Raw genomic sequence first — 20695 nt, 5'->3', positions numbered from 1 at the left:
GTGGCCTCTCAAGCTGCGGAGCGGATCAGGCTGCGGTGATGCGGCGGCAGCGGCCCGGAGAGCGTCGTGATCAGCTCCTGGATCGAACTCAAATTATGTACCGGACGGAATTCGTCAACGTGCGGGAGCATCATTTTGATGCCCTGCGCCTTGGCCTCGAAGCCACCGAACCGCAAGAGCGGGTTGAGCCAGATCAGCCGCCGACAGGAACGGTGCAGCCGGTCCATCTCGAAGGCAAGCTTGGAATCGGCCTCCCGCTCCAGCCCGTCGGAGATCAACAGCACGATGGCGCCCTGGCTCAGCACGCGGCGCGCCCACAATTTGTTGAAGTTGTGCAGCGAGGCCGAGATCCGGGTGCCGCCGGCCCAGTCCTCGACCGAAGCCGAGCAGCTCGCCAGCGCCTCGTCGGGATCGCGCTGGCGCAGCGCACGGCTGACATTGGTGAGACGGGTGCCGAACAGGAACACCGAGACGCGCTTGCGGGCATCGGTGATGGCGTGCAGGAAATGCAGGAACAGGCGGGTGTACTCGCTCATCGAGCCGGAAATATCGAGCAGCGCCACGATCGGCGCCGGCTTCTCGATCCGTCCCAGGCGACGGATGTCGATGATGTCGCCGCCGGTGCGCAAGGATGCACGCAGCGTGCGGCGGAGGTCGAGGCGAAGCCCGCGCGGATTGGGCAGGTAGCGGCGCATCAAGAGCTCGGCCTGCGGCAGGTGCATGCGATCGACGGCGCGCAGCGCCTCGGCAATCTCCGCCGCGCTCATTTGCGCAAAATCCTTCTTCTGAAGGATTTCCTTGTCGGAGACCGACAGGCGCAGATCCTGCTCCTGGTGCTGCGGCGTCTCCGTCATGCGCGGCTGCGACATCGCCTCCTGCACGCGGCGTGAGCCGGCTTTCGGCTTCTTCTTGGCCTCGTCCGGCAGCGGCACCGAATCCAGCATGTGCTTCCACTCCTCGGAGGCGCGGAAGAACAGGTTGAAGGCCTGGCTGAAGATCAGCGCATGCTCATGGCGCTTGACGAAGATCGCCTCCAGCGTGGTGAAGACGTCGGCGCGGTTGCCGATCTCGATCACCTGCAGCGCGCTCATGGCATCGATGATAGCACCCGGCCCCACCGGCATGCCCGCGGCGCGCAGCGCGCGGGCGAAGCCGACGATGTTGTCGGCGAATTGCTCGGTTTGCTCCGGGGCAAGGTGGTTGATGGCCATGGGTCCACACTCTCAGCCGTCATTCCGGGGCGCGCCCTCTTGGGCGCGAGTCCGGAATCCATTTACCCGCAATCCCTGCGGCCCGATGGATTCCGGGCTCGCGACTTCGTCGCGCCCCGGAATGACGAGCTCAATTTCACGCGGGGCTAATTCTCGCTCGTCGCGTCCTTCAGCACCTTCTGCAAGGTATCGCCCTGCATCCGGGTGATGTCGTCCTGATATTTGAGCAGCGCGCCCAGCGTGTCGCCGACCACTTGCGGGGTCAGCGAGCGGGCGTCGAGCTCGGACAAAGCGGTGGCCCAGTCGATGGTCTCGGCAACGCCCGGCGACTTGTAGAAGTCCTGGTTGCGCAGCGCCTGCACGAAGCGCACGACCTGCTGCGACAGCTTTGCGGAGATGCCGGGCACGCGCGACTTGACGATCGCGAGCTCCCGCTCGGCGGCGGGATAGTCCACCCAGTGATAGAGGCAGCGCCGCTTCAGCGCGTCGTGAATCTCGCGGGTACGGTTGGAGGTGATGATGACGATCGGCGGGTGTGGCGCCTTCACGGTGCCGAATTCCGGGATCGTCACCTGGAAGTCGCTGAGGATTTCGAGCAGGTAAGCCTCGAATGCCTCGTCGGCCCGGTCGAGCTCGTCGATCAGCAGCACCGGCGGGCCGGCGACGTCGGGCTCCAGTGCCTGGAGCAGCGGCCGCTTGATCATGTAGCGGTCGGCGAAGATATCGCTCGAGAGCTGGTCGCGATCGGTGTCGCCGGCGGCTTCCGCCATCCGGATCGCGATCATCTGCGCCGCGCTGTTCCACTCGTAGACCGCCGAGGAGACGTCGAGGCCTTCGTAGCATTGCAGACGGATCAGCTTCCGCCCCAGGGCCGCCGAGAGCACCTTGGCGATTTCGGTCTTGCCGACGCCGGCTTCGCCTTCCAGGAACAGCGGCCGACCCATCCGCAGCGAAAGGTACGTCACCGTCGCCAGCGATCGCTCGGCGAGATAGCCGCGCGAGGTCAGGAGTTCGAGCATCGCATCGACCGATGCCGGCATGGCACCGGAAGTATTGGCCACTGAAGTCATGAAACGCCAGTCTCGGTTGCGCCCTCGGAAGGGCAGGCATCGGGCCCGTCGGTGACCCGCTTATTCCTTGGCGTTGGCCGCATCGACGGCGCGCCGTGTCAGCACGCCGATGAGATGCGCGCGGTATTCGGCGCTGCCGTGGATGTCGCTGTTGAGGCCTTCCGCCGGCACGTTGATGCCATCGAGCACCTTGGACGAGAAGCGTTTCTTGAGGGCTTCCTCGAACGCCTCGACGCGGAACACGCCTTCGGAGCCGGCGCCGGTCACGGCGACCCGCACGTCCGACGGACGCCGCGCCACGAACACGCCGACCAGCGCATAACGCGAGGCCTGGTTGCGGAACTTGATGTAGGCCGCCTTCTTCGGCAGCGGAAACAGCACCTTGGTGATGATCTCGTCGGCTTCGAGCGCGGTCGTGAACAGGCCTTGGAAATATTCTTCGGCCTTGAGGCGACGCTTGTTGGTGACGATGGTCGCGCCCAGCGCGAGCACCGCGGCCGGATAGTCCGCGGTCGGATCGTTGTTGGCGAGCGAGCCGCCGATCGTGCCCTTGTGGCGCACGGCGGGATCGCCGATCTGGCTGGCGAGATTGGCCAGCGCCGGGATCGCCTCACCGACGATCGCGGAGGCCGCGACCTCGGCGTGCTTGGCGGTGGCGCCGATCACCAGCGAGCGGCCCTTCATCTCGATCGTGTTGAGCCCCTCGATATGGGAGAGGTCGACCAGATGCGGGGGGCTCGCCAGGCGCTGCTTCATGACGGGAATCAGCGTGTGGCCGCCGGCGATCACCTTGGCGTCCTCGTTCTTCACCAGGAGGTTGGCGGCCTGCCGAACGGTCCCGGGGCGATGATATTTGAATTCGTACATCTGAATGTCCTGATCGCGGGATGCGCGTTACGCGAGGTCGGATTTCGCCATCGCCTTGGCGCCGGCGGAGATCGAGGCGACGATGTTCTGGTAGCCGGTGCAGCGGCAGAGATTGCCTTCCAGTTCTTCCCGGATCGTATGGTCGTCGAGCTCGTGGCCCTTGCGATGCACGATGTCGATCGCGGTCATGATCATGCCCGGCGTGCAGAAGCCGCACTGCAGGCCATGGTGCTCGCGGAAGGCTTCCTGCATCGGATGCAGCGGCGCGCCGTCGGCGGCCAGCCCCTCGATCGTCTTGACCTCGTGGCCGTCGGCCATCACCGCAAGCGTGGTGCAGGACTTCACGGCCTTGCCGTCGAGATGCACGACACAGGCGCCGCACTGCGAGGTGTCGCAGCCGACATGGGTGCCGGTCAGGCGCAGATTCTCACGCAGGAACTGCACCAGCAGGGTGCGGGGATCGACGTTGGCCGTGACAGGATTGCCGTTCACGATGAGGGAGATTTTTGCCATAAGCACTCTCTATCAGCGCCCCGACGGGTCCCATCGAAGCGGTTCTTATAATTATTCCAACCCATCATATGGGCCATTATGCCCCGGGGCAACATCGCCCCGGACGCAAGGCGCCATGCCGAAGGCGATGACCTTCAGCTCTGTACGGCCTTGGCGAAGTTCGCGAAAAACTCGTCGGCGAGCTTCTTGGCGGCACCGTTGATGAGGCGCTGGCCGAGCTGCGCCAACTTGCCGCCGATCTGCGCCTCGACGTCGTAGGAAAGCAGCGTGCCGCCGTCCTTCTCCGCCAGCTTGACCGCCGCGCCGCCCTTGGCGAAGCCGGCGACCCCGCCCTCGCCCTCACCGGAGATCTTGTAGCCGTTCGGCGGGTCGAGATCGGACAGCGTGACCTTGCCCTTGAAGCGCGCCGACACGGGGCCGACCTTCATTTTCGCCGTTGCGCGAAAGCCGCCGTCGTCGGTCTTCTCGAGCTCTTCGCAGCCGGGGATGCAGGCCTTCAGCACCTCGGGGTCGTTGAGCTTGGCCCACACGGCCTCGCGCGGCGCCGCAAGCTGGACTTCGCCGTTCATCGTCATGGCCATGAGGGTGCCTCCCGGATCGCGTAACTATAGTGCTGATCAAGTAACGCAGGGACGCGACAAAGGAAAGGGCGGCGACCGGTCACGTGCAATGCACATTCGCAACTGCAAAATGGCGTGTGCGGGCGGTTAGGGATTGGCATGGCCGGGCCATGATGATTAGGTCGCGCGCAACATGAGTACGTCCCTCTCCCCCCTGCTCGCACCGATGCTGTCGAGCGCCCCCATGCGCGCGGTCTGCGACGACCGGTCGACCTTGCAGAACATGCTTGATTTCGAGGCAGCCCTGGCACGCGCCGAGGCCGCCACGAATGTGATTCCGACATCCGCCCTGGGACCGATCGAGGCCGCTTGCAAGGCCGATTCCTTTGACATGGCCGCGCTGGCGGAGGCCGCGACACGATCGGGCAATCTTGCGATTCCCCTGGTCAGGACCCTGACCGCCAATGTCGGCAAGGCCGACAAGGAGGCCGCGCGCTACGTGCATTGGGGCGCCACCAGCCAGGATGTCATCGACACCGCGACCATGCTCACGCTTCGCGCCGGCATCGATGCGCTGGAGGCCGACCTCGGCCGCGCCATCAAGGGCTTTGCCGCACTGGCGCGCAGCCATCGCAACACTGCGATGGTGGCACGGACCTGGCTCCAGCACGCGCTGCCGATGCCGTTCGGCCTCAAGGCCGCCGGATATGCCTCAAGCCTCGCCCGCGCCCGTTGCCGGCTGCGGCGGCTCCGCCGCGAGGGCCTCGCGCTACAATTCGGCGGCGCCGCCGGCACGCTCGCGGCCCTCGGCGACAACGGCCTGGCCGTGGCGGAACGCCTCGCGCGCGAGCTCGACCTGGCGCTGCCGGAAGCGCCTTGGCACACCCATCGCGACCGGATCGCGGAGGCCGCTTCCTGTTTCGCCATTCTGGCGGGAAGCTGCGGCAAGATCGCGCGCGATGTCTCGCTGATGATGCAGACCGACGTCGCCGAAGCGTTCGAACCGGCCGGCGAAGGCCGCGGCGGCTCCTCGACCATGCCGCACAAGCGCAACCCGGTCGCGGCCGCAAGCGCGCTGGGCGCCGCCACGATGGCCCCGCAGCTTGCCGCGACGATCTTCGCGGCGCAAGTGCAGGACCACGAGCGCAGCGCCGGTCCCTGGCATGCGGAATGGCCGACGCTGCCGCAATTGATGCTGGTCACTTCGGGCGCGCTTTCCGCCATCGTCGACATCGCGGAAGGCCTCGACGTCGACGTCGCGCGCATGCGCAGCAATCTCGACGCGACGCATGGGCTGATCATGGCGGAGGCGGTCACGTTCGCGCTGGCGGAGAAGATCGGCAAGAGCGATGCGCACCACCTCGTCGAGGCCGCCAGCAAGCGCGCGGTCGCCGAGAAGAAGCATCTGCGCGAGGTGCTGTTGGCCGATTCGCAGGTCAATGCGCAGCTTTCGCCGGAAAAAATTGCGGCATTGTTCGAGCCGATGGCCTATCAAGGGGCTTCCCAGGCCCTGATCGACCGGCTGCTCTACAGCCTCGACCGCGAATGAGAACCGCAAGATACGACGGAGACGCCGCATGCCCATGATCGATGCCGACGGATGCCTGCTCAACGTCTCCGTCGAGGGCCGCGACGGCGGGCCGACCTTGATGCTGTCCAACTCGCTCGGCTGCACGCTTCAGATGTGGGAGCCGCAGATGAAGGCGCTGACGCAGCTGTTCCGCGTCATCCGCTACGACCGCCGCGGCCACGGCAAGTCCAGCGTGCCGCCCGGCCCCTATACGATGGAGCGCTTCGGCCGCGACGTGCTCGCGATCCTCGACGACCTCAACATCGAGAAGGTGCATTGGTGCGGCCTGTCGATGGGCGGCATGGTCGGGCAATGGCTCGGCGCCAACGCGCCGGAGCGCTTCGGCAAGCTCATCCTCGCCAACACCTCCTGCTATTATGCCGAGCCGACCAGATGGCTGGAGCGCATCGACGCCGTGAAGAAGGGCGGCATCGCCGCGGTCGCCGATGCCGTGATCGCAGGCTGGCTGACGCAGGATTTTCGCGAGCGCGAGCCTGACATCACCGCGCGGATGAAGTCGATGCTGCTCGCCTCGCCTGTCGAAGGTTATCTCGCCTGCTGCGAGGCGCTGTCGACGCTGGACCAGCGCGAGCTGCTTGCCAAGATCAAGAGTCCGACGCTGGTGATCGCCGGCCGCCACGACATGGCGACGCCGATCTCGGCGGGCGAATTGATCCGCTCGAAGATTCCCGGCGCCAGCATGACCATCATCGACGCCGCGCACATTTCCAACGTCGAGCAGCCGCACGCGTTTACCGACGCGGTGGTGGGATTTTTGACGCAGCGCTAGCAGCAGAACGCCGTCATTGCGAGCGTAGCGAAGCAATCCAGAGATTTCTCGGCGCAGACATTCTGGATTGCTTCGTCGCTACGCTCCTCGCAATGACGAAGGAGGGAAACACATGGACGACCAGAAGCGCCGCGATGCCGGCATGAACGTTCGCCGCAAGGTGCTGGGCAATGCCTGGGTCGACAAGTCGATCGCGAACCGCAACGCCTTCAACACCGATTTCCAGGACATGATCACGCGCTATGCCTGGGGCGAGATCTGGACGCGGCCGCATTTCGACGAGCGAACGCGGCGCGTGCTGGTGATCGGCACCATGGTCGCGCTCGGGCAATGGGACGAATTCCGCCTGCACGTGCGGGCGGCGCTTGCCGAAGGCGGCTTCACGCCCGACGACATCAAGGAAATCCTGCTGCAGCAGGCGATCTATTGCGGCGTGCCGGCCGTGAACCACGCCGTCAAGGAAGCCTCAGCGATTGTGCAGGAGCTCGGCCTGCTCAAGCCCTAGGGGCGCTGCAGTCTCGACGGTCTTCTGAACAGTCTTGGGCGCGGCCTCGGGCCGTTCGATCACCACCACGATGGCGGCGCCGAGCAGGAGCAGCAGTTCGGTGGCGTGCAGCCGGAGCGCCGCCATCTCGCCGACCTTCGAAGCCATGATCATGCTGGCTAACGAGATCAGGCTGCCGATCGCCAGGGCAATGCCGAGCGCCTCGTCGCTGCCGCCGTTCCTGCGGATGCGAGGAATGCAGAGCAGCACGAGATAGATCGCAAAGAACGCCACGACCGTCAGCCGGCCCAGCGCCAGCAGCCAGGCGGCGCGCACCGTGTCCATGCCGGCCATCTGGAGATGGTCGCTGAGATACAGCGCAACCGCGACGCTCGGCCGCTCGTAGAGGCCGTGCACCGGTGCGACAATGATATTGAAGGCGACCAGGGCCCAGGCCGGGATGAAATAGGCCGCCAGCAGCGCGCCGTTGACCGAGCCGATCCGCCAATTCCTGAACATGCCGCTTCCCGCTTCGCCTGCCTTCGCCTTCGATCGAAGGCTTTGCGGGGAGCTAACTCGCATCAGACCGTGGCGGCAATTTAAACCCTTTGTTTACCTTAACCGGCCTCGCAGAGGTCGTCATTGCGTGGCAGCGCGAAGCATCGAGCCCGAAATCTCGAGATTCCGGGTTCGGCTCTGCGAGCCGCCCCGGAACGACGACGCTAGAAGGCCAAGAAAAAAGGCCCCGCCTTTCGGCGGGGCCCCTCGTCGCCCTCTTATTATTCCTCGGCTATCAAGCGCTCTATTCCTGGTCGCGCTGGCCGCCCTGCTGGCCGGGGCGATCGCCCTGGCGCATCGGGTCGTTCTGCTGCTGCTGTCCGGGTTTCTGACCACCGCCCTGCTGCTGCCCGGGGCGCTGCTGGCCGGGGTTCTGACTCTGCTGGCCCGGATTCTGGTTCTGCTGCTTCGTCATTCGGGGAACTCCCTTGTTGGACGTCAGAGACGAGACAACGGTCGCCCCCCAGTTAGGTTGCGGGCGGAACCCGGTTTCTCGCGCCTGCGGAACCCGGAACGCCAAATGAGTTCTGTACAAGACCTCCTGCCTCCGCGTGAGGTGTTGCAGCCATCAGTTCCCTGCTGTTACAAAACGTGCAGAATGCTTAGCGGCTGCCGGGGCCCAAGAAAACCACCCTCCAACCCACTCTCCCAAGTGCTCGCTTTGAGCCCGCGTCAGGTTTGGTACGGCAGCCCATGGATTATTTCGCCCAGCAGCTCATCAACGGTCTCGTCCTAGGCTCGATCTACGGCCTGATCGCCATCGGCTATACGATGGTCTACGGCATCGTCGGCATGATCAACTTCGCCCATGGCGACGTCTTCATGATCGGCGGCTTCATCGCGCTGATCACCTTCCTTCTTCTGGTCTCGACCGGCCTGACGGCGGTCCCGGTGATCCTGCTTATCGTCATCCTGGTCTCGATGGCGATCACGGCCCTGTATGGCTGGACCATCGAGCGCATCGCTTACCGTCCGCTGCGCCACTCCTTCCGCCTCGCCCCGATGCTGTCGGCGATCGGCATGTCCTTCGTGCTGACCAACTATTCGCAGGTGGCGCAAGGCGCGCGGGTGAAGCCAGTGCCGCCCGTGATCACCGGCGGCTACACGCTGCACGAGAGCGCCGATGGCTTCGTGATCCAGCTCTCCAACATCCAGATCGTGGTCGTCATCACCACGATCGTGCTGCTGGCGATCTTCACCTGGCTGGTGTCGCGCACCCGGCTGGGGCGCGATATGCGCGCCTGCGAGCAGGACCAGACCATGGCGGCGCTGCTGGGCGTCGACGTCGACCGCACCATCTCCATGACCTTCGTGATCGGCGCCGCGCTCGCCGCGGTCGCGGGCCTGATGTATCTGCTTTATTACGGCCTCGTCGACTTCTTCATGGGCTTCGTCGCCGGCATCAAGGCATTCACCGCCGCCGTGCTCGGCGGCATCGGCTCGCTGCCCGGCGCCATGCTCGGAGGCCTTGCGATCGGCCTGATCGAGACGTTCTGGTCGGCCTATTTCTCGGTCGAATACAAGGACGTCGCGGCGTTCTCGATCCTCATCGTGGTGCTGATCTTCATGCCGACCGGTTTGCTCGGTCGCCCCGAAGTCGAAAAAGTCTGACGGTCGCGCGTGGCAACTTCCTCACCCATGACTGCCAAACCTGCAACGGGCACTACCTCCATCCTGAAGACGGCTTTCGTCAACGCCCTGATCGCGCTGGTGCTGTTTTCATTGATGGTCGGCATCCGCACCGAGGCGGGCGCCTCCGGCCAGCTCACTTATTGGACGCGGTTCGGCGAGCTCGCGTCCCTCGTCGCCGCGGTGTTCGGCGGCTCGATCGTGATCGAGCTGCTGCGGCAATGGATCGGCCCGACCGGCGCCGAGAAACTGGTGCCGCCGGCGGTGCAGAGCGGCATGTCTTTCATCGGCCGCTACCTCGCGCCGGCGCTCCTGATCTTCACGCTGCTGGTGCCGGTGATCTTCTATAACCAGCGCTACATCCTCGACCTTGCGATCCTCGTGCTCACGTACGTCATGCTGGGCTGGGGCTTGAACGTCGTGGTCGGGCTCGCCGGCCTGCTCGATCTCGGCTACGTCGCCTTCTATGCGGTCGGTGCCTATTCCTACGGGCTGCTTGCGACCAATTTCGGCTGGTCGTTCTGGATCTGCCTGCCACTCGCCGGCATCCTCGCGGCGTTCTGGGGCGTGCTTCTCGGCTTCCCCGTGCTACGGCTGCGCGGCGACTATCTCGCCATCGTGACGCTCGCCTTCGGCGAGATCATCCGCCTCGTCATCATCAACTGGCAGGAGCTCACCGGCGGCCCCAACGGCGTCTCGGGTATTCCCCGCCCCTCCTTCTTCGGCATCCCGCTCGATAACAGCGACGACGGCCTCGCCGCCAAGCTCGGCATCGAATATTCGCCGACGCACCGCATCATCTTCCTGTTCTACCTGATCCTGGCGCTTGCGCTGCTCACCAACTGGGCGACCATCCGCCTGCGCCGCCTGCCGATCGGGCGGGCCTGGGAAGCCTTGCGCGAGGACGAGGTCGCCTGCCGCGCGCTCGGCATCAACACCACGACCACCAAGCTGACGGCGTTCGCGACGGGGGCCATGTTCGGCGGCTTCGCCGGCGCGTTCTTCGCCACCCGCCAGGGCTTCATCAGCCCGGAATCCTTCACCTTCCAGGAATCGGCGCTGGTGCTGGCCATCGTCGTCCTCGGCGGCATGGGCTCGCAGCTCGGCGTGGCGCTTGCCGCGCTCGCCATGATCGGCGGCTTCGAGCTGTTCCGCGGCCTCGAGACCTACCGCATGCTGGTGTTCGGCATGTCCATGGTGCTGATCATGATCTGGCGGCCGCGCGGCCTCGTCGGCCACCGCGCGCCCACCGTCTATCTGACCAAGGCGAAAGCGATCTCCTCCGACCTCGTCAAGGAAGGGCACGGATGAGCGGCGACAAGATTCTCAGCATCGACCGGCTCGCCATGCGATTCGGCGGCATCGTTGCCGTGCAGGACCTGTCTTTCGCCGCCGAGCGGAAGAAGATCACCGCGCTGATCGGGCCGAACGGCGCCGGCAAGACCACCGTGTTCAACTGCATCACCGGCTTCTACAAACCGAGCGGCGGGGCCATCCGCCTCACGCACGACGACGGCACGACGGTCGCGCTGGAGCGGCTGAGCGATTTCCGCATCGCCAAGCAGGCCAAGGTCGCGCGCACCTTCCAGAACATCCGGCTGTTTCCCGGCATGACCGCGCTGGAGAACCTGATGGTGGCGCAGCACAACGCGCTGATGCGCGCCTCCGGATTCACCCTCCTCGGTCTGCTCGGCGTTCCCACCTATCGTGATGCCGAAAAGCGCGCCATCGACCTCGCCACCGACTGGCTCAAGCGGGTCAACCTGATCGACCGCGCCGACGATGCCGCCGGCAATTTCGCCTATGGCGACCAGCGCCGGCTCGAGATCGCGCGCGCAATGTGCACCGAGCCCGCGCTTCTGTGCCTGGACGAGCCCGCCGCCGGCCTCAACGCGCGCGAGAGCGCGGCCTTGAGCGAGCTTCTGCTCTCGATCCGCGACGAGCTCGGCACCTCGATCCTCCTGATCGAGCACGATATGTCGGTGGTGATGGAGATTTCCGACCACATCGTGGTGATGGACCATGGCGTCAAGATCGCGGAAGGCACGCCGCGCGAGATCCGCGACGATCCCAAGGTGATCGCGGCCTATCTCGGCGCCGACGAGGAAGAGGCGGCAGCCGTGATGGAGGGCGGAGCGTGACAACCTCTCCTCTGCTCGCGATCCAGGGCTTGCGCGCCGCCTACGGCAAGATCGAGGCGCTGAAGGGCGTCGACGTCGCGATCAATGCCGGCGAGATCGTGGCGCTGATCGGCGCCAACGGCGCCGGCAAGTCGACGCTGATGATGACGATCTTCGGCAAGCCGCGCGCCCGGGCCGGCCAGATCCTGTATGAAGGCCGCGACATCACCGACGTCCCCACCCACGAGATCGCGCATTTGCGCATCGCGCAATCGCCGGAGGGCCGCCGCATCTTCCCGCGCATGAGCGTGGCGGAAAACCTCCAGATGGGGGCGGACGCCACCGAATGCACCGAGGCCGAACGCGAGGCGACGCTGCAGCGCGTCTTCACGCTGTTTCCACGGCTGAAGGAACGCTATGACCAGCGCGGCGGAACCCTCTCCGGCGGCGAGCAGCAGATGCTGGCGATCGGCCGCGCCCTGATGAGCCGTCCGCGCCTGCTCCTGCTCGACGAGCCCTCGCTGGGCCTCGCACCGCTGATCGCGCGCCAGATCTTCGATGCGATCCGCACCCTGAACCGGCAGGACGGCCTGACCGTCCTGATCGTCGAGCAGAACGCCAACCATGCCCTCAAGCTCGCCCATCGCGGCTATGTCATGGTCAATGGCCTGATCACGCTGGCCGGCACCGGCGCCGAATTGTTGCAGCGCCCTGAGATTCGCGCCGCCTATCTGGAAGGCGGCCGGCACGGCTGACCGAGCCACGCGTGGCCCCGCCTGCGGCCGAATGGGCGAGATATCTGCGCCAATGCCCGTATTTTGCCGGTGACTTCTCCTGAAATTCATTCAAGAATGGCGCCGGTTTGGACCGGGCATGCCCGGCAACTTCCACAGGCGACCACCCGCGAGGTATCTCATGAAATCACTGAAGCTCATCGGTCTGGCATTCGGCGTATCGATCGCGCTGTCGAGCGCGGCGTTCGCGCAGGATGTCACCATCGCAGTCGCAGGTCCGATGACCGGCGGCGAGTCCGCCTTCGGCCGCCAGATGAAGAACGGCGCCGAAATGGCCGTGGCCGATATCAACGCCGCCGGCGGCGTCAACGGCAAGAAGCTCGCGCTTTCCGTCGAGGACGACGCTTGCGACCCGAAGCAGGCGCGCTCGATCGCCGAAAAGATCGCCGGCGCGAAAATCCCGTTCGTGGCCGGGCACTATTGCTCGTCGTCGTCGATTCCGGCTTCTGAAGCCTATGCCGACGGCAACGTGCTCCAGATCACGCCGGCCTCGACCAACCCGCTCTTCACCGAGCGCAAGCTCTGGAACGTGGCGCGCGTCTGCGGCCGTGACGATCAGCAGGGCCTGATCGCGGCGCAGTACATCGCCAAGAACTACAAGGGCAAGAACATCGCGATCCTCAACGACAAGACCACCTACGGCAAGGGTCTTGCGGACGAGACCAAGAAGGCGCTCAACAAGGCCGGCGTCACCGAGAAGATGTATGAGTCCTACAACAAGGGCGACAAGGACTTCAACGCGATCGTCTCGCGCTTGAAGCGCGACAACATCGATCTCGTCTATGTCGGCGGTTACCATCAGGAGAGCGGCCTGATCCTGCGTCAGATGCGCGACCAGGGCCTCAAGACCGTGCTGATGGCCGGCGACGCGCTGGCCGACAAGGAGTACGCCTCCATCACCGGCCCGGCCGGCGAAGGCACGCTGTTCACCTTCGGTCCCGATCCGCGCAACAAGCCGACCGCGAAGAAGATCGTCGAGGCTTTCAAGGCCAAGAACATCGATCCGGAGGGCTACACCCTCTACACCTACGCGGCGATGCAGGTGTGGTCGCAGGCGGCCAAGAAGGCCGGCACCACCGACGCCAAGAAGGTCATGGAGGCGATGAAGGCCGGCAAGTGGGACACCGTGATCGGCCCGATCGAGTATGACGCCAAGGGCGACATCAAGCTGCTCGATTACGTCGTCTACAAGTGGGACGCCAAGGGCGGCTACGCCCAGATCAGCGGCAACGGCACCTGAACGCGGCTCCGGGGCTCAAACCTCGCATGCAATCGTCATCAACGCCCCGGCTTGCCCGGGGCGTTTTTGTTTTTGCGGCAGGATCAGACGGCTGCGGGCAACTCGCCGGTGGCCGCGGTCTGGGCCTTCCGAAGCGCTTGCAGGAGATCGTTCGGCCGAAACGGCTTTTGCAGGCAGATCACGTTGGCGAGGTGGGGCGACGCTTCCATGAAGTCCAGCGCCGTCATTCCAGACACCGCGACGATGGGAAGCCCCGGCGCACGCTCGCGCAGGGCCGAGATGACGTCGATACCGCTGGTATCGCCAAGGAAAATATCGACGATCGCTGCGTCAAAGCGGCTTTCCGCGAAGGTTTTCAGCCCGGCCGCGCCGCTGTCGGCCTCGGCAACCTCGTAATGGTTGACCCGTAGCACGATCGCGACCATCGCGCGCACGTCCTTCTGGTCGTCGATGATGAGAACGCGAGGCATGGGAACAACTCCCGCAGATCGATCAAATCGTATGATTCAACCTGGAACCCGGCACCATGGCAGGGCATTATGACACCGCGCAGTAAAGCGCATCTTACCCGATCCCTATTCCGCGTTCCCACCCAAATTAAGTAAACTGTAACCTTCGGTTGAGTCGTCGCTGCAGAAGTTCACGACCCGTGCCCGGAACGGGCTACCGTGGAGGTCAAGACTGCCCGATCTTGGAACTGCGGAGATGCTCAAAACGGGTCTGCACGAGATGAACGCGCCTGCGATCGACCGAAGCACATTTCTTTCTACTCTGCCGGCCACGTCAACCGATCGGACCGCGGCATTGTGGATCGTCAGCATCTCGTCGATCCTGTTCGCATTGGCCGTTCCGTTCGCAAGTATCCCGCTGCCGCCGGTCCCGGCCTTCGTCGCGAGTTATCAATCAGCCCTGGCCGTGAGCGACATCATCACGGCAGTGCTGCTGCTATCGCAGTTTTCGGTGTTGCGGACCCGTGCGCTGCTGTGGCTGTCGACCGGCTATCTCTTCACCGCCGCCGCGGCGCTGGTCCACGCCCTCACCTTCCCCGGCCTGTTCACCCCGACCGGGCTGTTTGGCGCGGGCAGCCAGACCACCGTCTGGCTCTACATGATCTGGCACGGCGTCTTCCCGCTGTTCGTGCTCGGCTATGCCTGGCAGAAGGAAAAGGACGGCGGCCCAAGGATCCAGGGTCCGACCAGCACCGCGATCTGCGCCGTCGCGCTCGGCGTCGTCGCGGCCATGGGTGTCTTTACCTGGATCGTCACCGCCCAGCACGATCTGCTGCCGGTTCTGCTCCGCGACGGCCGTTACACAGCGACCATGATCGGGGTCGTGTCCTTCGTGTGGTCGCTGAGCTTCGCCGCGCTGGTTTCGCTGTGGTTCCGCCGCCCGCATTCGGTGATCGACGTCTGGCTCATGGTCGTGATGTGCGCATGGCTGTTCGACGTCGCTCTGTCCGCGATCGTCAACGTCGCGCGCTTCGATCTCGGTTTCTACGCCGGCCGTCTCTACGGCCTCTGCGCGTCGAGCTTCGTGCTCGCGGTGCTGCTGATCGAGAACGTCCGCCTTCAGGTGCACACCGTCGGCCTCGTCGGCAGGCTGCGCCAGCAATCGGCCTCGGAACGCGACTACTACGGCAAGCGCCTCGCGCTGTACGGCGCCGTCGTCGAATCCTCCAACGACGCCATCATCACCAAGACGCTCGACGGCATCATCACCGGCTGGAACAAGGCCGCCGAGCATCTGTTCGGCTATTCCGCCGCGGAGGCCGTCGGACGGTCGATCGACATCATCGTGCCGCCGGACCGCAAGCACGAAGTCAGAAGCATCCTCAACCGGATCGCCAGCAACGAGTCGATCGCCCAGCATGAGACGGTGCGGATTCGGAAGGATGGCCGCGCGCTCGACGTCGTCCTGAATGTTTCGCCATTGAGATCGGACCACGGAGAGATCATCGGCGCCTCCAAGATCGCCCATGACATCACGGAGGAGAAGGAGGCGCGCGAGAAGCTGCGCCGCGAGACCGAGGAGCGCCAGCGCATCTTCGAGACCTCGCAGGACCTGATCCTGGTCACCGACGGTTTCGGCAATTTCGTCCAGGTCAGCCCGAGCGTGAAGAACATCCTCGGCTTCAACCCGGAAGACATGATCGGGCACAGCGCGACCGAGTTCATCCATCCTGACGACCTCGAGAAGACGCGGGAGGAGATGCGGGCGGCGCGGCGCGGCGCGGTCAAGCGCAGCTTCGAGGCGCGCTACTATCATTACGACGGTCACGAGGTCACGCTGAACTGGATGGGCACCTGGTCCGAGCCCGTGAAGCGCCATTTCTTCATCGGCCGGGATCTCACGGAGAAGCAGGCCGCCGAAGCCCAGTTCCGGCACGTCCAGAAGATGGACTCCATCGGCCAGTTGACCGGCGGTGTCGCCCACGATTTCAACAACGTGCTGACCGTCATCACCGGCACGATCGGCATCCTGGCCGACGCGGTCGCCGACCGCCCCGAGCTGGCTGCGATCACCAAGCTGATCGACGATGCCGCCGAGCGCGGCGCGCAGCTGACCAAGCATCTGCTGGCCTTCGCCCGCAAGCAGCCGCTCCAGCCCCGCGAGATCGACGTCAACGCGCTGGCGCTCGAAGCCGCCAAGCTACTGCACCCCACCCTGGGCGAGCAGATCACCATCGTGCCGCAGCTCACCGAGGATGCCTGGCCGACGCTGGTCGATCCCGGCCAATTGTCCACCGCAATCCTCAATCTCGCGCTGAACGCCCGTGACGCCATGCCCGAGGGCGGCACGCTGGTGCTGGAGACCCGCAACATCTTCCTCGACGACGGCTATGCCAGCATGAACCCTGACGTCGCCGCCGGCAATTACGTGATGATCGCGGTCAGCGACACCGGCTCCGGAATCCCGCCGGAGCTGATCGACCGCGTGTTCGATCCCTTCTTCACCACCAAGGAGGTCGGCAAGGGCACCGGGCTGGGATTGAGCATGGTGTTCGGCTTCGTCAAGCAGTCCGGCGGCCACATCAAGATCTACAGCGAGCAAGGCCATGGCACGAGCGTGAAGATCTACCTGCCGCGCTCGAGCGGCGTGCAGGAGAGCGAGTTCGAGGCGCTGCAGAATGCGCCCGTCACCGGCGGCAACGAGAAGATCCTGATCGTCGAGGACGATGCGCTGGTGCGGCAATATGTGGTGACCCAGGTCAAGAGCCTCGGCTATACCGCACTCGAGGCCGCCAACGGCGCCGAGGCCCTGACCATCCTCGACAACGACAAGACCATCGACCTGCTCTTCACCGACATCATCATGCCGGGCAACATGAACGGCCGTCAGCTGGCCGACGAAGCGGTCCGCCGCCGCCCCGATCTGAAGACTCTTTTCACCTCGGGCTATACCGAGAATGCCATCGTCCATCACGGCCGGCTCGATTCCGGCGTGCTGCTGCTGGCGAAGCCCTACCGCAAGACCGAACTCGCCAAGATGCTCAGGACGGCACTGGCGAGTTGAGCCTGCGGCATCCCTGCGCTATCGCAAGGCGAGCTCCTTTCAGCGCACGAGGCCACCTTGAAGAATCTGCTCACCGACATTGCAGGGGTCCGCGTCGGCCATGCCGAGGATGCCAAAGTCGCCACCGGCACGACCGCGATCATCTTCGATTCCCCCGCGGTCGCGGCGATCGACGTGCGCGGCGGCGGTCCCGGCACGCGCGAGGACGCCCTGCTCGATCTCGCCAACACCGTCGAGCGGGTCGATGCGATCGCGCTGTCCGGCGGTTCCGCCTTCGGTCTCGATGCCGGCGGCGGCGTCCAGGCCTGGCTCGCCGAGCAGGGGCGCGGCTTCAGGGTTCGCGAAGCCCTGATCCCGATCGTGCCGGGCGCGATCCTGTTCGATCTGCTCAACGGCGGCGACAAGGCCTGGGGACGCTTCTCGCCCTATCGCGACCTCGGCTACGCCGCGGCCGCTGCCGCCGGCACCGACTTCGCGCTCGGCAGCGTCGGCGCCGGCTTAGGGGCCACCACCGCGACATTCAAGGGCGGGCTCGGCTCGGCCTCGGCGGTGACACCTGATGGCGTGAAGGTCGCCGCGATCATCGCCGTCAACGCGGTGGGCAGCGTTACCGTCGGCGACGGGCCCTGGTTCTGGGCGGCGCCGTTCGAGATCGGCGGCGAATTCGGCGGCCGCGGCCTGCCCGACACGTTCACCGACGACATGCTCCGCATGCGCATCAAGGGCGGTCCGGCGGCGAGCGCGCGGGAAAACACCACGATCGGCGCGGTCGTGACCGACGCGGTGCTGACCAAACCCCAGGCCAAGCGGCTGGCGATGATCGCGCACACCGGCTTCGCCCGCGCCATCTATCCGGTGCACGCACCGACCGATGGCGACGTGCTGTTTGCGGCGGCGACCGGCGAGAAGCCGATCGAGCCGCTGGTCGGCCTTACCGAGCTCGGCACCGTCGCCGCCAACGTGGTCGCGCGCGCGATCGGCCGCGCCGTGTACAGCGCGACCGCGCTGCCGTTCCCGGGGGCGCAGCCGGCGTGGCAGGACAGATTCGGCTAGAAACGAAACGGCTGATACGGCGTTACCCTGGCGGCCCCAGGTGTGCTGCCATGCCGTCTTACGTGATCCGGTTCTTCCGCTATGCGCCCGACACGCGGGAGCTGAAGGTGACTTTCGTCAGCGGTCGCCTCTATGTCTACGAGGACGTTCCGCCCGAGGTCGCTGCAGCGTTCCGGGACGCGCGCTCAAAGGGCGCGTTCTTCAACCACGAAATCCGTGACCGCTATGTCTATCGTGACATCACGAACGAATATGCCGGCTGATCCGGATGCCGGTCAGACGCTCATCGACATCGACGAACCGGCCGCCGCCGAAGAGCCCTGGCCCTGGCCGCCTTGCTGCTGCATCAACTGCGCGAACAGATCAGAGGCCGAATTGCGGGCGCTGGAGGCGCCCGGCACCGTTGTCGACATCTTGAAGCCGTCGGCATAGGTGACGGTGGTGGTGGTCGAGCCGTCGGCAGCGGTCGTCGTCGTCGAGGTCGATCCGCCGCCGGACTTCGACGAGGAATCCGATCCATCGCCCGAGCCGCCGGCACCTTGCGCGTGATGGTGGCCGTGGTGACCGCTCTTCAGGGCCTTCGACATCTCGTCGAGACTGACGTCGCCGTCGGAGTTCGCATCCAGCTTGGAGAACACGTCGTCGGCCTGCGCGAGGTTGGTCCCGCCTGCGCCCAGCGCGTCCTCGAACTCGGACCTGGTGATGCTGCCGTCGCCATCCGCATCGATCTGCGAGAACAGATCCTTGAGCGCAGCATCCCGGCCTTTCGACGTCGAGGTCGACGAGGTCGCCACGCTGCTGCCGTCGGACGATTGGCTCTGCGCGGCGATCAGCGCGCTCATCGTTTCCGGCGAAATCTGCGCGCAATTGCCCGAGTTGACCGACGAGGTCGCGCCGCTGGTCGTGTTGCTGCTACCGCTGTCGATCGCGAACGGATTGGTCGCGCTCTGCGCCGATCCCGTCTTATGCGTCGAGGAGGACGATTTCGAGTTTGTCAGCGACTGAATCGCATCGAGCGCGCTCGATACGGCCCCGACGGCCCCAAGGGCAAACAACATTGCACAACTCCAACCGATGCGGCATGCCGCGGCCAATGTTCTGCAGGCGATGTCAGCAAGCGTCGTGCCAGCGCAAAAAGTTCAATGAAATCCGGCTCCGCCGCGCCTTGGACGGCCGGGGAACACCGGCAATTCGTGCCGGCCGCGGCAGAATTTTCCGCCCACAGCAAGCGCGCCTACCCTGCATTGCCCGCCATGGAGGCCCATGTTAGGCGAGGCCCATCTTTCACGGCCGCCACGGGAAACCGCCATGACCCAAGCCTTCGCCCCACGCCCCCTGGCCATCGCGCCCTCGATTCTGGCTTCGGATTTCTCCAGGCTCGGCGAGGAGGTGCGCGCCGTGGACGCCGCCGGCGCCGACTGGATCCATCTCGACGTGATGGACGGTCACTTCGTTCCCAACATTTCCTACGGTCCCGACATCATCAAGGCGATGCGCCCGCACACGAAGAAGGTGTTCGATGCGCATCTGATGATCTCGCCGTGTGACCCCTATCTCGAGGCCTTTGCGAAAGCCGGCTGCGACCACATCACCGTGCATGCGGAGGCCGGCCCCCATCTGCACCGCTCGCTGCAGGCGATCCGCGCGCTCGGCAAGAAGGCCGGGGTCTCGCTCAATCCAGGCACGCCGGTCAGCGCGCTCGAATACGTGCTCGATCTCGTCGACCTCGTGCTGGTGATGTCGGTCAATCCCGGCTTCGGCGGCCAGGCCTTCATTCCCTCCGCGATCGGAAAGATCCGCGACATCCGCGCGATGACGGCGGGACGCCCGATCGACATCGAGGTCGACGGCGGGGTCGGCCCCGATGTCGCCGGCGCGCTGGCTGCGGCCGGCGCCAACGCCTTCGTCGCCGGCACATCCGTATTCCGGGGCGGCACGCAGGATGCCTACAAGGCCAACATCGCCGCGATCCGCAACGCGGCGCTAGGGGCCCGCGGCGAAGCGATTTGAGCTGCATCAGGACCCAGGCGGACCGCAGAAAAATCTGCGGCTCTTACGGGTGTTGCAATGCGCAATGCCTAAAATTGCAGTCTTGATCCGTACTCATCCGGGCTTCACTGATTCGCGCAAATCACCGCAAGTGATTCCTGCCTGCTTTTGACGGGAGGACATCATGACGGCGATCCTGCTCTGGACTGGCGTAGCGTTGTGGTTGGCGTTCAATGCGGCGATTGCGGCCCGCAGCCTGTATGTGGCGCGACCGGTGAAGGCCAAGACCCCTGCCCGCGTCATCCAGCTTCATCGTCGTCGGGGTTGAGCGCCATGCAGATCACGCTCGTGAAGCGCCAGCCGAAGCGCAGGTGCCGGATCCCGCGCCGTCCGCATCCGGGCCTTGATTATTTCTTCGGCCGCCTCGAGCGCACCGATGGGGCGATGGACGGCGACGTCAGGCTCGACACGACGGACCTCGATCATTCGTTGGCCTCGCAGCACCGACACTGACACTTCTTTTTTCGGACTTACCCATGAAACCGCACTGCCCGAACTGCCTGAAGGAAATGACCAAGGCATCCGCGTCGCGTAACCTGTTCAATTGCGAGCCCTGCCGCGAGATCATTCAGTATTTCGGCGGCAGCGCGGATCACGGCGAGCCCGGCCCGCAATTCTCCTGGCCGATCCGCCGCAAGCGGCTCGCTCAGTCCGCCCACGCCTGATCCACCCGT

At 65.2% G+C, this 20695-nt stretch carries 24 protein-coding genes; 15 read left to right on the top strand and 9 right to left on the bottom strand.

Annotation, left to right across the window (positions count from 1 at the left end; genetic code table 11):
• Positions 1 to 8 precede the first annotated feature (8 nt).
• The 5 genes from E4K64_RS08585 to E4K64_RS08565 form a co-directional block, all read right to left on the bottom strand.
• A complete protein-coding gene (locus tag E4K64_RS08585) occupies positions 9 to 1211 on the bottom strand; it encodes a vWA domain-containing protein (RefSeq protein WP_135163123.1) in 1203 nt (400 codons plus the stop codon).
• A 146-nt stretch (positions 1212 to 1357) separates the two neighbouring features.
• Positions 1358 to 2281, bottom strand: a complete 924-nt coding sequence (locus E4K64_RS08580) for an AAA family ATPase (protein WP_135163122.1) — start codon at positions 2279 to 2281, stop codon at positions 1358 to 1360.
• A 60-nt stretch (positions 2282 to 2341) separates the two neighbouring features.
• Complete coding sequence (locus tag E4K64_RS08575) at positions 2342 to 3148, bottom strand: FAD binding domain-containing protein (RefSeq protein ID WP_126260911.1); 807 nt, start codon at positions 3146 to 3148, stop codon at positions 2342 to 2344.
• A 27-nt stretch (positions 3149 to 3175) separates the two neighbouring features.
• Positions 3176 to 3661, bottom strand: a complete 486-nt coding sequence (locus E4K64_RS08570) for a (2Fe-2S)-binding protein (protein ID WP_014494194.1) — start codon at positions 3659 to 3661, stop codon at positions 3176 to 3178.
• 134 nt (positions 3662 to 3795) lie between these two features.
• On the bottom strand, positions 3796 to 4242 hold the full coding sequence (locus E4K64_RS08565) for an SRPBCC family protein (protein WP_126260910.1): 447 nt from the start codon (positions 4240 to 4242) through the stop codon (positions 3796 to 3798).
• Positions 4243 to 4414: 172 nt separating this feature from the next.
• Here E4K64_RS08565 and E4K64_RS08560 point away from each other — a divergent pair, with 172 nt between their 5' ends.
• The 3 genes from E4K64_RS08560 (at position 4415) to E4K64_RS08550 (ending at position 7086) form a co-directional block, all read left to right on the top strand.
• Complete coding sequence (locus tag E4K64_RS08560) at positions 4415 to 5770, top strand: 3-carboxy-cis,cis-muconate cycloisomerase (protein ID WP_135163121.1); 1356 nt, start codon at positions 4415 to 4417, stop codon at positions 5768 to 5770.
• 28 nt (positions 5771 to 5798) lie between these two features.
• The gene (gene pcaD, locus E4K64_RS08555; protein WP_135163120.1) at positions 5799 to 6581 is read left to right on the top strand and encodes a 3-oxoadipate enol-lactonase; all 783 of its coding nucleotides are present in this window, start codon (positions 5799 to 5801) and stop codon (positions 6579 to 6581) included.
• Between the two features lie 112 nt (positions 6582 to 6693).
• Entirely contained in the window at positions 6694 to 7086 is a 393-nt protein-coding gene (locus tag E4K64_RS08550; RefSeq protein ID WP_128920868.1) for a carboxymuconolactone decarboxylase family protein, read from the top strand.
• On the opposite strand, the gene E4K64_RS08545 is transcribed toward E4K64_RS08550, so the two are convergent.
• Positions 7048 to 7584: a hypothetical protein gene (locus E4K64_RS08545; RefSeq protein ID WP_135163119.1), complete on the bottom strand. Its 537-nt coding sequence runs from the start codon at positions 7582 to 7584 to the stop codon at positions 7048 to 7050. The genes E4K64_RS08550 and E4K64_RS08545 overlap by 39 nt on opposite strands.
• 283 nt (positions 7585 to 7867) lie before the next feature.
• Positions 7868 to 8038 (bottom strand): hypothetical protein, encoded by a 171-nt coding sequence (locus E4K64_RS40220; protein ID WP_164718993.1) that lies wholly within the window; start codon positions 8036 to 8038, stop codon positions 7868 to 7870.
• Between the two features lie 278 nt (positions 8039 to 8316).
• Between E4K64_RS40220 and E4K64_RS08535 the strand changes: the two genes are divergently transcribed.
• The 5 genes from E4K64_RS08535 to E4K64_RS08515 all read left to right on the top strand — a co-directional run bounded on the left by E4K64_RS08535 (position 8317) and on the right by E4K64_RS08515 (position 13406).
• Positions 8317 to 9234 carry an ABC transporter permease subunit gene (locus E4K64_RS08535; protein ID WP_126260905.1) on the top strand — a complete coding sequence of 306 codons (918 nt, stop codon included), beginning with the start codon at positions 8317 to 8319 and terminating at the stop codon, positions 9232 to 9234.
• 27 nt (positions 9235 to 9261) lie between these two features.
• Positions 9262 to 10563: a high-affinity branched-chain amino acid ABC transporter permease LivM gene (gene livM, locus E4K64_RS08530; protein WP_135163118.1), complete on the top strand. Its 1302-nt coding sequence runs from the start codon at positions 9262 to 9264 to the stop codon at positions 10561 to 10563.
• Positions 10560 to 11393 carry an ABC transporter ATP-binding protein gene (locus tag E4K64_RS08525; protein ID WP_135163117.1) on the top strand — a complete coding sequence of 278 codons (834 nt, stop codon included), beginning with the start codon at positions 10560 to 10562 and terminating at the stop codon, positions 11391 to 11393. The genes livM and E4K64_RS08525 overlap by 4 nt, the downstream gene beginning before the upstream one ends.
• Positions 11390 to 12127 carry an ABC transporter ATP-binding protein gene (locus tag E4K64_RS08520; RefSeq protein ID WP_135163116.1) on the top strand — a complete coding sequence of 246 codons (738 nt, stop codon included), beginning with the start codon at positions 11390 to 11392 and terminating at the stop codon, positions 12125 to 12127. The genes E4K64_RS08525 and E4K64_RS08520 overlap by 4 nt, the downstream gene beginning before the upstream one ends.
• A gap of 160 nt (positions 12128 to 12287) precedes the next feature.
• Positions 12288 to 13406 (top strand): branched-chain amino acid ABC transporter substrate-binding protein, encoded by a 1119-nt coding sequence (locus tag E4K64_RS08515; protein ID WP_135163115.1) that lies wholly within the window; start codon positions 12288 to 12290, stop codon positions 13404 to 13406.
• 83 nt (positions 13407 to 13489) lie between these two features.
• Here the strand turns inward: E4K64_RS08515 and E4K64_RS08510 are convergent, their stop codons facing one another.
• Positions 13490 to 13876 carry a response regulator gene (locus E4K64_RS08510; protein WP_135163114.1) on the bottom strand — a complete coding sequence of 129 codons (387 nt, stop codon included), beginning with the start codon at positions 13874 to 13876 and terminating at the stop codon, positions 13490 to 13492.
• A 235-nt stretch (positions 13877 to 14111) separates the two neighbouring features.
• Between E4K64_RS08510 and E4K64_RS08505 the strand changes: the two genes are divergently transcribed.
• Genes E4K64_RS08505 through E4K64_RS08495 form a run of 3 tightly spaced genes read left to right on the top strand, consistent with a single transcriptional unit; the run spans position 14112 to position 18235 of the window.
• Complete coding sequence (locus E4K64_RS08505; RefSeq protein ID WP_135163113.1) at positions 14112 to 16919, top strand: PAS domain S-box protein; 2808 nt, start codon at positions 14112 to 14114, stop codon at positions 16917 to 16919.
• A gap of 57 nt (positions 16920 to 16976) precedes the next feature.
• Positions 16977 to 17972 carry a P1 family peptidase gene (locus E4K64_RS08500; protein WP_135163112.1) on the top strand — a complete coding sequence of 332 codons (996 nt, stop codon included), beginning with the start codon at positions 16977 to 16979 and terminating at the stop codon, positions 17970 to 17972.
• Positions 17973 to 18022: 50 nt separating this feature from the next.
• Positions 18023 to 18235, top strand: coding sequence for a KTSC domain-containing protein (locus tag E4K64_RS08495; RefSeq protein WP_135163111.1), 213 nt, complete (start codon positions 18023 to 18025; stop codon positions 18233 to 18235).
• A 12-nt stretch (positions 18236 to 18247) separates the two neighbouring features.
• On the opposite strand, the gene E4K64_RS08490 is transcribed toward E4K64_RS08495, so the two are convergent.
• Positions 18248 to 19030: an EF-hand domain-containing protein gene (locus tag E4K64_RS08490; RefSeq protein ID WP_135163110.1), complete on the bottom strand. Its 783-nt coding sequence runs from the start codon at positions 19028 to 19030 to the stop codon at positions 18248 to 18250.
• Positions 19031 to 19280: 250 nt separating this feature from the next.
• Here E4K64_RS08490 and rpe point away from each other — a divergent pair, with 250 nt between their 5' ends.
• The 4 genes from rpe (at position 19281) to E4K64_RS08475 (ending at position 20686) form a co-directional block, all read left to right on the top strand.
• Positions 19281 to 19982, top strand: a complete 702-nt coding sequence (gene rpe / locus E4K64_RS08485) for a ribulose-phosphate 3-epimerase (RefSeq protein WP_135163109.1) — start codon at positions 19281 to 19283, stop codon at positions 19980 to 19982.
• A gap of 163 nt (positions 19983 to 20145) precedes the next feature.
• Positions 20146 to 20289: a hypothetical protein gene (locus tag E4K64_RS40215; protein ID WP_167771890.1), complete on the top strand. Its 144-nt coding sequence runs from the start codon at positions 20146 to 20148 to the stop codon at positions 20287 to 20289.
• Positions 20290 to 20294: 5 nt separating this feature from the next.
• A complete protein-coding gene (locus tag E4K64_RS08480) occupies positions 20295 to 20474 on the top strand; it encodes a hypothetical protein (protein ID WP_135163108.1) in 180 nt (59 codons plus the stop codon).
• Positions 20475 to 20497: 23 nt separating this feature from the next.
• Positions 20498 to 20686 (top strand): hypothetical protein, encoded by a 189-nt coding sequence (locus tag E4K64_RS08475; RefSeq protein WP_126260894.1) that lies wholly within the window; start codon positions 20498 to 20500, stop codon positions 20684 to 20686.
• Positions 20687 to 20695 lie beyond the last annotated feature (9 nt).

The organism is Bradyrhizobium frederickii, from assembly GCF_004570865.1.
In the GTDB taxonomy this organism is placed as follows: Bacteria; Pseudomonadota; Alphaproteobacteria; order Rhizobiales; family Xanthobacteraceae; genus Bradyrhizobium; species Bradyrhizobium frederickii.
Note: the sequence above shows the minus strand (reverse complement) of the source record. Positions and strands in the feature narration are given on the sequence as shown.